12 protein-coding genes are annotated in these 13,809 nt (G+C 53.0%); all 12 read left to right on the top strand.

From position 1 onward, the window contains the following. The first annotated feature begins 82 nt into the window (after positions 1-82). Complete coding sequence (locus A0U42_RS04320; protein ID WP_065360015.1) at positions 83-1,258, top strand: PIN/TRAM domain-containing protein; 1,176 nt, start codon at positions 83-85, stop codon at positions 1,256-1,258. A gap of 9 nt (positions 1,259-1,267) precedes the next feature. Further along, positions 1,268-2,437 carry a 2-C-methyl-D-erythritol 4-phosphate cytidylyltransferase gene (ispD, locus tag A0U42_RS04325; RefSeq protein WP_044503526.1) on the top strand — a complete coding sequence of 390 codons (1,170 nt, stop codon included), beginning with the start codon at positions 1,268-1,270 and terminating at the stop codon, positions 2,435-2,437. A gap of 24 nt (positions 2,438-2,461) precedes the next feature. Then, positions 2,462-3,919, top strand: a complete 1,458-nt coding sequence (gltX, locus tag A0U42_RS04330) for a glutamate--tRNA ligase (protein ID WP_065360016.1) — start codon at positions 2,462-2,464, stop codon at positions 3,917-3,919. Positions 3,920-4,269: 350 nt separating this feature from the next. Then, positions 4,270-5,715 (top strand): cysteine--tRNA ligase, encoded by a 1,446-nt coding sequence (gene cysS, locus A0U42_RS04335; RefSeq protein ID WP_044503528.1) that lies wholly within the window; start codon positions 4,270-4,272, stop codon positions 5,713-5,715. Beyond that, complete coding sequence (locus A0U42_RS04340) at positions 5,712-6,197, top strand: Mini-ribonuclease 3 (protein ID WP_065360017.1); 486 nt, start codon at positions 5,712-5,714, stop codon at positions 6,195-6,197. The genes cysS and A0U42_RS04340 overlap by 4 nt, the downstream gene beginning before the upstream one ends. Then, positions 6,194-6,946 (top strand): 23S rRNA (guanosine(2251)-2'-O)-methyltransferase RlmB, encoded by a 753-nt coding sequence (gene rlmB / locus A0U42_RS04345; protein ID WP_065360018.1) that lies wholly within the window; start codon positions 6,194-6,196, stop codon positions 6,944-6,946. Before A0U42_RS04340 ends, rlmB begins: the two co-directional genes overlap by 4 nt. A 14-nt stretch (positions 6,947-6,960) precedes the next feature. Continuing rightward, on the top strand, positions 6,961-7,668 hold the full coding sequence (gene sigH, locus A0U42_RS04350) for an RNA polymerase sporulation sigma factor SigH (protein WP_065360019.1): 708 nt from the start codon (positions 6,961-6,963) through the stop codon (positions 7,666-7,668). A gap of 44 nt (positions 7,669-7,712) precedes the next feature. Continuing rightward, positions 7,713-7,949 (top strand): preprotein translocase subunit SecG, encoded by a 237-nt coding sequence (secG, locus tag A0U42_RS04355; RefSeq protein ID WP_044503532.1) that lies wholly within the window; start codon positions 7,713-7,715, stop codon positions 7,947-7,949. Positions 7,950-8,018: 69 nt separating this feature from the next. Beyond that, positions 8,019-10,364, top strand: coding sequence for a ribonuclease R (gene rnr / locus A0U42_RS04360; protein ID WP_065360020.1), 2,346 nt, complete (start codon positions 8,019-8,021; stop codon positions 10,362-10,364). A gap of 12 nt (positions 10,365-10,376) precedes the next feature. Continuing rightward, a complete protein-coding gene (gene smpB, locus A0U42_RS04365; RefSeq protein ID WP_065360021.1) occupies positions 10,377-10,850 on the top strand; it encodes an SsrA-binding protein SmpB in 474 nt (157 codons plus the stop codon). An 18-nt stretch (positions 10,851-10,868) separates the two neighbouring features. Next, positions 10,869-11,198 (top strand): hypothetical protein, encoded by a 330-nt coding sequence (locus tag A0U42_RS04370; protein WP_065360022.1) that lies wholly within the window; start codon positions 10,869-10,871, stop codon positions 11,196-11,198. Between the two features lie 31 nt (positions 11,199-11,229). Then, complete coding sequence (gene polA / locus A0U42_RS04375) at positions 11,230-13,809, top strand: DNA polymerase I (RefSeq protein WP_065360023.1); 2,580 nt, start codon at positions 11,230-11,232, stop codon at positions 13,807-13,809.

The raw sequence follows: 13,809 nt of genomic DNA on the forward strand, positions 1-13,809 counted from the left end.
GCAATTGTGGTACATTGTCCGGAAATGTGGTAAACTAGTGTAGTTACAGTTGAGATGTGGAGAGAGAGGTGTCTTTTTACGTATGGAAGATAAAACGGGTTCAGACTATAAAGAACGAAAACCGAAGAAGTTTAATGCCCGCATTGTAGCTGATAATATCATGAAAGGCGTCATCATCCTGATCATGGTCGTCATTTTTGTCATGATTGCCGACCAGCTTATCGGGACGCCGTTTATCAGTGCGGAAATCGAAGGCGAATTTTTCCACGGCAGTATTTTTGGGACGACCATCATGGCCGTCATGACTTATATTGTCGGTATCATTCTCGGGGCCCTCGTGGGCTACGGCATTTCGCCTTTTGCGCTGCGCCTCATTTGGGCAGCCATTCATCGTATCGAATTGGGTCTTAATGATTTTGAAAGCCAGGATATCATCGTCGGGACGTTAGGTTTGCTTTTTGGACTTATCATTGCAAATTTAATTGGATTGGCCTTCGCTCGACTGCCGATTATTGGCGCTTACGGACCGATTGTATTCAATATCGTCTTTGGGTACGCCGGCATGAGCATTGCCGTCCGCAAGAAGAGTGAAATCATTGCCCTCGTCGGCAACCTGCGTCTGGGTCGTCCGAACAAGGAGCACAAGCGCAGGGAACTGGAATTTTCCGGGAAGCTCCTCGATACGAGTGCCATCATCGACGGCCGCATCGCCGAAATCTGCAGTACCGGTTTTCTTGAAGGACCGCTCTTGGTGCCGGTCTTCGTTTTGGAAGAGCTCCAGCTTATTGCCGATTCGTCGGACTTATTGAAGCGCAATAAGGGACGCCGCGGCCTCGATATCTTAAAGCAGATGCAGGAAGACAACTACGTCGAAGTACGCATCATCAATGACGATTTTGACGATGTTCAGGGTGTCGACTCCAAACTCGTCCGCCTGGGCCGAAAAATCAATGCCAAGGTCGTCACCAACGACTATAACTTGAATAAGGTCGCCGGCCTTCAAGGCGTCGCTGTCCTCAACATCAACGATTTAGCCAACGCGTTGAAACCGGCCCGCGTTCCCGGTGAGCAGATGAATGTCCTCATCGTCAAGGCTGGCAAGGAAGAAAACCAAGGTGTTGCTTACCTCGACGACGGTACGATGATCGTCGTCGAAGACGGTCAGAAATATATCGGCTCGAATATGCCGGTTACGGTTACGTCTGTCCTGCAGACGTCTGCCGGTCGCATGATATTCGTAAAAATCGCAAATGAGTAGGTGAAATGTGTGAAAGTATCTGTCATCGTGGTAGCGGCCGGTACAGGGAGCCGCTTCGGTTACGAGCGGAATAAGCTCTTTTATCCGCTGTGCGGCGAGCCTGTCCTGACCCATACCCTGCGGAACATCTTTGCAGCCCGCTCGGTCCATGAAGTGGTCATCGTCCATTCCCGCATCGATACCAAGGAGATTCGCCGTATCGTCGATGATCTCCATCCCATTCAGCCTGTGCGCTATACTTTAGGCGGGGCGGAACGAGAGGATTCGGTGTATAACGGGCTCTTGGCCGTCGGCTCCGATATGGACGTCGTCATGGTCCACGACGGAGCCCGTCCCTTTGCGCCGCCTGATTGGTATGATCAGGGAGCGGTCATGATGGAAACGGCTCGGGCCGCCATCTACGGGATTCCCTTAAAGGATACCATTAAAGTCCGCGGTGACGACGGCCGGCTCCATACGCTGAACCGCAGCCGCTTAGTGGCGGCTCAGACGCCGCAGATCTTCCATCGGGACTTATTGATGGAAGCCCATAAACAGGCGCGGCTGAAAGGACTCAAGGCGACGGACGACTCGTCCCTCGTCGAGGCCATGGGCGTACCCGTCGTCATCCTTGAAGGCAGCGATAAGAACCGTAAGGTGACGACCCGCGACGACATTCCCATCCTGTCCCTGTATTTGAAAGGGAGGGAGGTCCAGCGCATCGGCACCGGTTACGATGTCCACCGCCTGATCGAAGGGCGGCCGCTCATTCTCGGCGGCGTCGAGATTCCCTTTGATCGGGGCCTTGAAGGCCACTCCGATGCCGACGTCCTTATTCACGCCGTCATGGATGCCTTATTAGGCGCGGCAGGGCTTCGTGATATCGGGACCTATTTTCCCGATACGGATGAGACCTTTAAAGACATTTCCAGCCTGGTGCTGCTCTCTAAGGTCCGCCATCTCTTGCAGGAAAAGTGCTGCCGCATCGTCAATCTTGACGTAACGCTGTTGGCACAGCAGCCTAAAATCAAACCCTTTGTGCCGCAGATGATTGAAAATATTGCCGAGGCCCTGCGGATTTCTAAGTCGGCCGTTTCCGTCAAAGCGACGACGACCGAAAAATTAGGATTCGTCGGCCGGGAAGAAGGCATGGCAGCTCAAGCGGCGGCCATGATCCTAAGCTATCAATCGTACCTATAAGTATGTATTTAGGAGGAATTTTTTATGTCACAGGAAGTACGCGTTCGTTTTGCTCCGAGCCCGACGGGACCGTTCCATATCGGCGGCGCCCGTTCGGCACTGTTCAACTACCTTGTCGCTAAACACACGAACGGCAAGTTCGTCGTCCGCATCGAAGATACGGACCGCAAACGTTCGACGTCCGAATCGGAAGAAAATATTAAAGAAGCTTTGAAATGGCTGGGCATTACCTGGGATGAAGGTATCGATGTCGGCGGTGCCGACGGCCCGTATCGCCAGACCGAACGCCTGGACATTTATCAGAAATATACGGATAAGCTCTTGGCTGAAGGTAAAGCCTATTACTGTTTCTGCACGCCGGAAGAATTGGAAGCCGAAAAGAACGCCCAGCTGGCTAAGGGCGAAACGCCGGTATACTCGGGAAAATGCGCCGATCTTCCGAAAGAAACGGTCGAACAGTATTTAAAAGAAGGCCGTCCTCATGTCATTCGCATCAAGACGCCGAAAAATGAAACCATTGAACTCGACGACCTGGTCCGAGGCCACGTATCCTTCGACTCCAACAACGTCGGCGACTTCGTCATCGTCAAATCCGACGGCATTCCGGTCTACAACTACTGTGTCGTCCTCGACGATGCCCTGATGCACATTACCCATGTCATCCGTGCTGAAGAACACTTGTCGAATACGCCGCGTCAGCTGGTCATCTATAAAGCGCTTGGCTTTGAAGCCCCGCAGTTTGCCCACGTATCGCTGATCCTCGGCGCCGACAAGAAGAAGATGAGTAAGCGCCACGGTGCAACGTCGGTACAGCAGTACCGCGATATGGGCTATCTGCCTGACGCCCTGGTAAACTTCCTGGCTCTCCTCGGTTGGACGCCGGACAGCGACCAGGAAATCTTCAGCCGCGACGAATTGAACGAACAGTTCTCCCTGAGCCGCGTCGCTAAAAATCCGGCTGTCTTCGATATTGAAAAATTGAACTGGATCAACTTCCATTACATGAAAGAACTCGATGAAGATCAGCTCTATACCTTGTGCCTGCCGCACCTCCAAAAGGCCGGTTATGCCAGTGAAAATCCGGATCAGGCCGAAGCCGATTGGCTGAAAGCTGTCTGCGCCGCCATGCGCGAACACGTCCAGTACGGCGCTCAGATCGTCGATGCCGCCAAGGTTTTCTTCACCGAAGACTATGCCCCGGAAAATGAAGAAACGGCAGCCGTCCTCGCCGAAGAAACGGCCCCGGCCGTCCTGTCCATGTTCCGCGATGAACTGACGGCCCTTGATGAAGTCACGGCCGATACGGTACAGCCCTTGTTCAAAAAGATTCAAAAGGGCCTCAAGGTGAAGGGCAAATTCGTCTACATGCCGATCCGCGTGGCCATTACGGGCGTCATGCACGGTCCCGATTTGAACGTCATCGTCGCCCTCATGGGCCGCGAAAAAGTTTTGAATCGCCTGAGTGCCGTCCTTGATAAATAATAATGATTATATCTTGACAGATAAGTGATTATTGGGTACTATATACGTACATATTAATTAATAACATGTATCAAATAGTATGTTTGAATACGCATCTGCGATGAGCAAAATGAGTTGCAGTGGCATCCGCCAGAGAGAAAAAGCCGTGGCTGAGAGCTTTTTCAGGTCATAAGACTGCAACGCTGCCTTTGTGAGCAGGCCGGGTGAATGGAGTAATCCGGTCCGGGTGCGCCCATTACTGCGCAGTAAAGATTACGGTTGTGCCGTAAAAACAGAGTGGAACCGCGGGCCACCGTCTCTGTCATAAGGGATGGTGGCTTTTTTGGTTTAATTTTCAGGGGGGTAACAGTATGAGAGAACTGAAAGTATACAATACGCTGACTCGTAAAAAGGAGACCTTCGTTCCCGTCACGCCGGGCCAGGTCAAAATGTATGTCTGTGGCATTACGCCGTATAACCATTCCCACATGGGGAATGCCCGTCCCTTCGTAACCTGGGACGTCATCCAGCGCTACTTGGAACACCTCGGCTACGAAGTTACGCATATCCAGAATTTCACCGACGTCGACGACAAGATCATCAACGCCGCCAATGGCGAAGGCGTCAGCTGGGATACGATTTCCAACCGCTACATTGCGGCCTACTTCGATGTTATGGATAAGCTCCATATCCGTCGGGCTGACCGGTATCCCCGCGTTTCGGAACATATGGATGACATCATTGAAATGGTAAAGGGCCTGGTCGATAAGGGCGATGCCTACGTCATCGATAATGACGTCTATTACAGCGTCGAAAAATTTGACGACTACGGTGAATTGAGCGGCCGCAGCCTCGACGACATGGAAGCCGGCGCCCGCATCGAAGTCGACGACCGCAAACATAATCCCATGGACTTTGCCCTCTGGAAGGGTGCTAAACCGGGCGAACCGGCATGGGACAGCCCTTGGGGCAAAGGCCGTCCGGGCTGGCACATCGAATGCTCGGCCATGAGCCATAAGTACCTCGGCGATACCTTTGACTTCCACGGCGGCGGCAGCGACCTCATTTTCCCGCATCATGAAAATGAAATTGCCCAGTCTGAAGCCTACACAGGCAAGAAACCGATGGTTAAATACTGGCTGCACAACGGGTTCATTACGATCAACTCGGAAAAGATGAGTAAGTCCTTGAATAACTTCTTCCTGGTAAAAGACGTCCTGGCTCATTACAGCCCCGATGCCCTGCGCTTCTTCCTCATTTCCAACCACTATCGCAGCCCCTTGGACTTCAGCGATGAACGCCTGGACGAAATGACGCGCAGCCTGGAACGCTTGGGCACGGCCATCGACAACGTCTTGGAACTCATGGAAATGCCGGCCGGCAGCAAATCGACCGAAGCCGAACAGCTCTTGGCGGCAGCTAAGAAGGACGAAGACGACTTTGAAACGGCCATGTGCGACGATTTCAATACGGCACTTGCCAGTGCTGCCATGTTCGACTTGGCGAAGAACGTCAATATCTATAAAAATGCCGTCGTCACCAACAACGTTCCCGTCGATTCGGCGATCATGTCGGAAGTAAAACGAATCTTCAAGACCTTTACGGATATCCTTGGCATCCTGGAAGAACGCTGGGAAGGCCAGAAAGCCAATGCCAGCAGCAAGGACTACGACGATTTGATGCAGGTCATCCTCGACATCCGTCAGGAATGCCGCGTTCAGAAACAGTTTGCCCTGGCCGACGCCATCCGCAATAAACTGGCAGCTCTGGGCATCACCATCGAAGATTCTCCCCAGGGAGCACGCTGGAAAAAGTGAAATTCAAACAACTCCAAGCCTTAAAAAAACGGGCCTACGAGGCCTTTGCCGAAGGTAAGCGCCTCGATGTCCCTGAAAGCGATGCCGCCCGTCTCGATTCCATCAACCTGGCCTTTGTCGGCGACGCTTATTATGCCCTGACCCTTCGCAAGCGCCTGGTGGAAACGGGGATTCCCCAGGTACAGGTCCTCCACGGCCTGGCCGCGGAATTCGTGTCGGCTAAGGCCCAGGCCTGGGTCTACCGCCGCCTTCGCGATACCCTTACGGAAGAAGAAAAAAGCGTCTGTCAACGGGCGCGGAACGCCCATACTATGGCGCCTAAAAGTGCGACCGTTGCCGAATACCACGACAGTACGGCCCTGGAAGCATTAGTCGGCTTTTTAGTCATGGCCGGACAGGAACAACGGCTGGCTGAGATTATGGAACAGATTTATGAAGAAACAAAGGCTTACTGCAGCCAAACCAGAGGAGGTAAGGAATGAGCTCGGATACACTGATCATCGGCCGCAACAGCGTCACCGAAGCCTTGAAGGCCGGCCGGTCCATTACCAAGATATACGTCGCCTCGGGCAATGAAACGAAGCCCTTGCAGCGCATTCGCGATTTGGCAGCCGAGGCGGATATCCTCGTCGAAGAGACGCCGTTAAAGGTCCTCCATCGCCTGGCGCCGGATAACCGTCACCAAGGCGTCGTGGCCTTTGCCAAAGCCGTTGAATATGCCGACCTCACGGATGTTCTCATCGCCGCCGATGAAAAGGGCAAGGTTCCCTTTTTGGTTCTCCTCGACGGCTTGGAAGACGTCCACAACGTAGGGGCCATCATCCGGACCGCCGAATGTGCCGGTGCCGATGCCGTCCTCTTGCCGAAACGCCGGTCCGCACCGATCAATGAAACGGTGGGCAAGACGTCGGCCGGGGCCATCGAATACCTGCCGCTGGTGCAGATAGGGAACATTTCCCAGACGCTGAAACAACTCAAAAAACGGGGGTTTTGGGTTATCGGCGCCGATATGGAGGGGGAAACCGATTACTTCCACAGTTCTTTGACCGATCCCGTCGTCCTGGTCATCGGAAGTGAAGGACGGGGGATTTCCCATTTGGTCAAGGAGACCTGTGACGTCCTGGTCCAAATTCCCATGTTTGGCCACGTCAATTCTTTAAACGCCTCCGTAGCAGCGGCACTGCTCATGTATGAAGTCGTGCGCCAGCGTCAGGCGAATACCATCAAATAAGTGAGGTGACGATAATGCAGGCAGCGTCTCATGCAACTGAAAAAAATGACCGCTTTGCAGGCATGAGTGATGAAGAAATCGTCAGGATTGCCCAGTCCGAAAAGGACGGGCAGGCTACCGATTATATCGTCCACAAGTACCGTAACTTTGTAAAATCGAAGGCTCGCGCCTATTTTCTCGTCGGTGCCGACCGGGATGACATCATCCAGGAAGGAATGATCGGCCTTTATAAGGCGACGCGGGATTTTCGCGGTGATAAATTGTCGTCTTTCCGGGCCTTTGCCGAACTGTGCATTACCCGGCAGATCATTACGGCCATTAAGACGGCGACACGGCAGAAACACATACCTCTCAATTCTTACGTATCCCTCAATAAACCGATTTATGACGAAGATTCCGACCGGACCCTTCAGGATATCTTGTCGGGCATCCGCGTCAGCGACCCGGAAGAGCTCATCATCGGACGGGAAGAATTCAACGACATTGAGATGAAGATGAACGAAATCCTCAGTGATCTGGAATGGAACGTCTTGACGGCCTATTTAGACGGGAAATCGTATAATGAAATGTCACGGGAACTCCATCGCCACGTAAAATCCATCGATAATGCCCTCCAACGGGTCAAACGCAAGTTGGAACACTATCTGGAAACACGCAATGAAGAAGAAACAGAAAAGATTGAGAAAGAGCCGAAATCAACTATTGATAGAAAGGCTAAATAAGTGTACAATAATACTGTTAGCGTCATTGTGTGAGGAGGATTAACGTGATCACTGCATTAGAAATCATCGTTGTCATTTTGGCACTGCTCATCATCGGTGTTGTCGTAGCGCAGAAGAGCAAGACCCAGGGGATGGGTGCAGGCTTTGGCGGCGGTGCCGACGACCTGTTTGGCAGTCGTGCCCGCGGCATGGATGCCTTGCTTTCCAAAATGACTATCATCTTATCGGTATTGTTTGCCGTCTGTACCTTCGTGTTGGGCAGATTGATGCATACCTTTTAATGAAACTAATGAGGGCTGTCGCATATGCGGCGGCTCTTTTTTATAAGCGGACATGTCGGGAGGAGCACTATGGATTTAAAGCTGGCTCATGATATAATAAATATATGCAGTGCCATGGCCCCCGAAGGGGCGACCGTCGAAGACTGTGCCGAACAGCTCGGCATTGCCGGTGCCAGACTGGCTGACGTATTTGAAACATTTGATGAATTGGTGAGGAGTGAGAAGCTCATGAGAATTACAGGCGATCGATATATTGCTGCCAAAACGCCGCAGGAAATTACCGGTATCTATAAGGGATATACGCCGACCTTTGGTTTTGTCATCAGCGAAGATCTGACGGAGGACGTCTATATTTCCGAGCAGAACCGCAACACGGCCATGAACAACGATAAGGTCACGGTCCGCATCATCCATGCCGGGAACGGCCGCCATAAACAGGAAGGGGAAATCATTTCCATCGTCGAACGAGCCAACCAGACCTTAGTCGGCACCTTCCAGCTTGAAAAACACAGCGCTTTTGTAAAGCCTGATGATGAACGGATTCGTGAAGATATCTACATTCCTCTCGATAAAACGGGCAATGCCCGCAGTAGTGCCCGCGTCTTGGTGACGATTACCAAATGGCCGACACGGAATCGCAAGGCCGAAGGGGAAGTGACGGAAGTTCTCGGCTATAACGGCGACCGCGACCTCGACATCAAGGTTATCATGGCCAGCCACGGCCTGCCTTTTGCCTTTCCGGAAGAGGTAACGGCCGAAGCCGATGCCATCGACCAGACCGTCGTCCTCGAAGACGGCCGCCGCGACTACCGCGACCGCCAGCTCATTACGATTGACAGTGAAGATGCCAAAGACCTTGATGATGCCATCGACGTCGTAAAACTGCCCAACGGCCATTTCCGCCTGGGCGTCTACATTGCCGACGTCAGCTACTACGTCCGGCCTCACTCGGCCATCGATGAAGAAGCCTATAACCGGGGCACCAGCGTCTACCTCGTCGACCGGGTCATCCCTATGCTGCCGGAAGTCCTGTCCAACGGTATTTGCAGCCTCAACGCCGGGGAAGACCGCTATTCTATGACTTGTGTCATGGAAATCGATGATAAGGGCAAGGTCGTCAAATCCGATATCGGACCGGCTGTCATCCGCGTCAAGCGCCGCTGTAACTACGTCGAAGTCCGAAAAGCCCTGGTCGACGGCATCATCCCTGAGGATTTGCAGCCCTTCATGCCCATGCTCCGGGATTTGCAGGAACTGTCGGCAATCTTAAAGAATATGCGCCTTCGCCGCGGGGCCATCGACTTTGATTTCCCGGAATACAAGGTCATCCTCGACCCGGAAGGCGTGCCCCTTCGCTTAGAAAAACGGGAACGGACCCTGGCCGAACAGATCGTCGAAGAAAGCATGCTCATTGCCAACGAAACCGTCTCTTGCTATCTCCGCGACAGCGATAACCCGTCGGTGTACCGAATCCATGAAATTCCCGAACCGGAACGGCTGGATATGATGCGCACTGTCCTGTCGAGCTTCAACCTGCCCGTACCCGATTCGGAACACGTCAAACCGGCTGATTTCCAAAAACTCTTGGAAAGTACCAAGGGTACCGATGAAGCCGCCGTCGTTCAGACCATCGCCCTGCGCTCTATGCAGCAGGCTCGGTACGCTACGGCCAACGCCGGCCATTTCGGCCTGGCCTCGGACTGCTATACCCACTTTACGTCGCCGATCCGCCGCTATCCGGACCTCATGGTCCACCGCCTCATTCGCCAGTATCAGCGCCGCGGCAAACTGCGGGAAGAAGAAGCCCAGCAGTCCTTGTCCTTCCACACCATGGCCGCCAACCAGGCCAGCTCGCGGGAACGCATTGCCGTCGAAGCCGAACGGGAAACGGACGACCTCAAGAAATGCCAGTACATGCTGCCCTTCATCGGCCAGCCCTTCGAAGCCCATGTCACAGGAATCACGTCCTTTGGTCTCTTTGTGGGCCTCGAAAACGGTATCGAAGGTTTGATCCACATTTCCCTGTTGACCGATGATGCCTACGAATTCGACGAAACGTCTTATACGCTTCGCGGTCAGTTCGGCGGCAAGATTTATCGTCTCGGCGACGCCATGGAAGTTACCTTGGCTCAGGTCAACGTCGAAAAAGGAGAAATCGACTTCGTTCCCGGCCGTTATGAATCACTGGAAGACGTCCAAAAGTTGATGGCCGCCAGCAGTGAACGGCGCCATAAACGAAAGAGCAGCGACAACAAGGAAGGTAAGACCAAGCGCAATTGGTTCGCCGGTGCCGGCGGCTCGAAGAAAGATAAAAAGAAAGATAAGAAAATCCGCAAGGATAAGAAGAACAGCCGCAAAAACGACCGCAAAGGCAAGAATACCAAAGTGCGCCGCAATAAAAAGAGTAAGAAGTAGGAGGAATCACTAGTGTCAACATCACCGACTAAAGGTGTGAAATATATTTCAGATAACCGCAAGGCCCGTCACGATTATTTTATTCATGAAACGTATGAAGCCGGCATCGCCCTGACCGGTACAGAAGTCAAATCCCTGCGCCAGGGCAAGGTCAATTTGAAAGACAGCTTCTGCCGCATTGAAAACGGCGAAGTACTGCTCTTAGGGATGCATATCAGCCCGTACGAACAGGGAAATCGCTTTAACCATGACCCGCTGCGGACGCGCAAGCTCTTGTTCCACAAGTATGAAATCATCAAATTGTTGGGCAAGATTCAGGAAAAAGGCTATACCCTCATTCCCCTCAACCTCTATTTTAAGAAGGGGAAGGTCAAGGTAACCGTGGCCTTAGCGACAGGGAAGAAACTGTACGATAAACGCCAGGCCTTGGCTGAAAAAGAAGCCAAACGCGATATTGAACGCCGTATGAAAAACAGAAATTACTAAAGATAGGAGTATTACGTTATGAATTCAGAAGATCCCAAAATTCTCTCGAATCACGAACGAGATAACTTCAGCGGACCGACCATTGATGAAGACGGCACGGTCCACGACCAGCAGTCCCTCTATGAAGAACGGATGCGGGAACAGCAGGACGCGCAGCAGCAGCGAATCCATATCGTGACCAGCGGTCTGTCGTGGCGCGTAAAATTAGCTATCGGCGTCATCGTCTTCTGCGTCGTCGCCGTCATCATCGGGGCCTTGGGACTCATCGTCATGGCCATGCCTTATTTGCTGGGCATCTTCGTCATCTACTGCCTGTACAGCATCCTGAGCTCCATCCTGCACCGCTAGACTATATATTAAAGAAAGGGCCAATTAGAGTATGAAAGAGAATATCGTCATTATCGACGGCAGCAGCCTGCTCTATCGGGCTTTTTTTGCCATTCCCCATCTGAGTGATCCTCAGGGACGGCCGACCAATGCCGTCTATGGTTTTTTGAATATGTTATTGAAGCTTTACAGCGAACTCGATCCGCAGTACGTCGCCGTCGCCTTCGACAAGGGAAAGTACACCTTCCGCAACGACTTGTATGACGGCTATAAGGCGACCCGTAAGGAAGCGCCCGACGACCTGCGCCCTCAGTTCGCCTTGATCCGCGAAGTCCTCGACTGCCTGGGTATCTCCGTCCTCGAACAGGAAGGCTATGAAGGGGATGACATCATCGGTACCCTTGCGAAAAACATGGCCGCTGAAGGCTATGCCGTCGACGTCGTTACCGGTGACCGCGATGCCCTCCAGTTAGTCACTGACGACGTTACAGTCTACCTGACCAAGAAGGGCATTACCCAGATGCTGGCCGTCACGCCGGCCGTTATGGAAGCGGAATACGGCTATACGCCGGCTCAGGTCATCGAAATGAAGGCCCTCATGGGCGATACGGCCGACAACATCCCCGGCGTCCCCGGCGTCGGAGAAAAGACGGCCTTGAAGCTCATTTCCCAATTCAGCAGCGTCGCCGGCGTCTATGAACACCTCGACGAGGTAAAGGGGAAGAAGCTTCAGGAAAAATTGGCCGACAATAAGGATAAGGCCCTCTTGTCCAAAGATTTGGCGACCATTCGCTGCGACCTCGACCTGACTTATACCATCGACCAGTTCCAGCCCCAGCCTCGTCAGGCTGACGTAGCTGAACTCTTTAAAAGCCTGGGCTTCCGCAATCTCTTGGAACGTTTTGCCGCCTTTGACCGCTTTTCTCACCTCAGCACAGGAACGGAGTCCGAAGAAGCTGCAGTCACGGCCGTCGATGCGCCGCCGACGGAAAGCTTGAAGGGGAACATCGTTGCCGTTGCCGCCGAATTTGACGATCATCAGCCCGTTCCGGGGATTACGGGCCTTTCCATGGCGACGGAAGAGGGGGCTTTTACCGTACCTCAAGGGGACTATGCAGCCTACCTCACCGTGTTGCCGGAAGCTAAAGCCGTCATTACGGCTGATGGAAAAAATCTCATCAAGGCCGTTTCCGCCGTGACTTCGGGTCGACTGCCTTTAAAGGACATCATCCTGGCAGCCTACCTTTTGGATCCGACGCGGACGTCTTACGGCCTGACCTATATTTCAGAAACCTTCGACGTCAGCCTTCAGGAACCGGCCGATGACGACGTGCAGCGGCTGATCAGCGATGCCGCCTTTGCCCTTGCTGTTTGGCCGAAAGTTGAAGCACAACTGAAAGAAGGGGACTTGACCGACCTCTACGATTCCATCGAAGAACCTCTGGTCCGTACCCTGGCGGTCATGGAAATGAACGGCTTTACTGTCGATACGGAACGGCTCATGGCGATGAAGAGCGAGTTATCGACCCAGGCCGATGCCTTGGAAGAAGCTATTTACGACGACGCCGGCGAAACGTTTAACATCAGTTCACCGAAACAGCTCGGCGTCATCCTCTTTGAAAAATTGAAGCTGCCGGTCATTAAAAAGACCAAGACCGGTTATTCTACGGACAGCTCGGTCCTCGATGCCCTGATGGATCAGCACCCGATGATCGATAAGATCCTCCGCTTCCGGGCTTTGAAGAAGCTCATCTCGACCTATCTCGACGGGTTGGAACCGCTCATTTCTCCGGAAACGGGGCGCATCCACACCCATTTTAACCAAATGGTGACGTCGACGGGCCGCCTTAGCAGCTCCGATCCCAACTTGCAGAATATCCCCATCCGGACGGAACAGGGCCGCAAGATACGGTCCATCTTCATCCCCGGAAAGGGCTATGACTATATCGTATCGGGCGACTACTCGCAGATTGAGCTGCGCCTCTTAGCTCATCTCTCTCAGGACCCGACCATGATCGACGGCTTCCAGAAAGGGCAGGATATCCACCGCCGGACGGCGTCGGAAGTCTTCGGCATTCCCTGGGATGAAGTTACGCCGGAAGAACGGTCTCACGCCAAGGCCGTCAACTTCGGCATCATTTACGGCATCAGTGACTTCGGCCTGGCCCGTAACATTTCTATTTCCCGTCAGAAAGCTAAGGATTATATCGATTCCTACTTTGCCCGCTACAGTACGATTCACGATTATATGAACGGCCTCATCGAATCGGCGAAACAGAGCGGCATGGCCGTCACCATGTTCGGACGCCGCCGGGCCCTGCCGGACATCAACAGCAAGAATTTCACGCGCCGTTCCTTTGCCGAACGGACGGCCATGAACACGCCCATCCAAGGCAGTGCCGCCGACATCATCAAGTTGGCTATGAACGCCGTTCAAGATGAGCTGGAAAAGCGGAAGTTGAAAAGTAAGCTCTTGGTCCAAGTCCATGACGAACTGGTCTTAGAAGTGCCGGCTGGCGAAAAAGAGGAAATTGAAAAACTCTTAAAAGATACGATGGAACACATCGTCGACCTTTCCGTTCCCCTCGTCGTAGACATTCACAGCGGCGCCAACTGGGAAGAAGCGAAGTAG

It is taken from the genome of Megasphaera sp. DISK 18, from assembly GCF_001682955.1.
Classification (GTDB): domain Bacteria; phylum Bacillota; class Negativicutes; order Veillonellales; family Megasphaeraceae; genus Megasphaera; species Megasphaera massiliensis.

Excerpts from the sequence above, each read along its gene's own strand:
- cysS (WP_044503528.1), top strand. The coding sequence starts at position 4,270 with ATGAGAGAACTGAAAGTATACAATACGCTGACTCGTAAAAAGGAGACC.
- gltX (WP_065360016.1), top strand. The coding sequence starts at position 2,462 with ATGTCACAGGAAGTACGCGTTCGTTTTGCTCCGAGCCCGACGGGACCG.
- rnr (WP_065360020.1), top strand. The coding sequence starts at position 8,019 with ATGGATTTAAAGCTGGCTCATGATATAATAAATATATGCAGTGCCATG.
- sigH (WP_065360019.1), top strand. The coding sequence starts at position 6,961 with ATGCAGGCAGCGTCTCATGCAACTGAAAAAAATGACCGCTTTGCAGGC.
- A0U42_RS04320 (WP_065360015.1), top strand. The coding sequence starts at position 83 with ATGGAAGATAAAACGGGTTCAGACTATAAAGAACGAAAACCGAAGAAG.
- A0U42_RS04370 (WP_065360022.1), top strand. The coding sequence starts at position 10,869 with ATGAATTCAGAAGATCCCAAAATTCTCTCGAATCACGAACGAGATAAC.
- rlmB (WP_065360018.1), top strand. The coding sequence starts at position 6,194 with ATGAGCTCGGATACACTGATCATCGGCCGCAACAGCGTCACCGAAGCC.
- polA (WP_065360023.1), top strand. The coding sequence starts at position 11,230 with ATGAAAGAGAATATCGTCATTATCGACGGCAGCAGCCTGCTCTATCGG.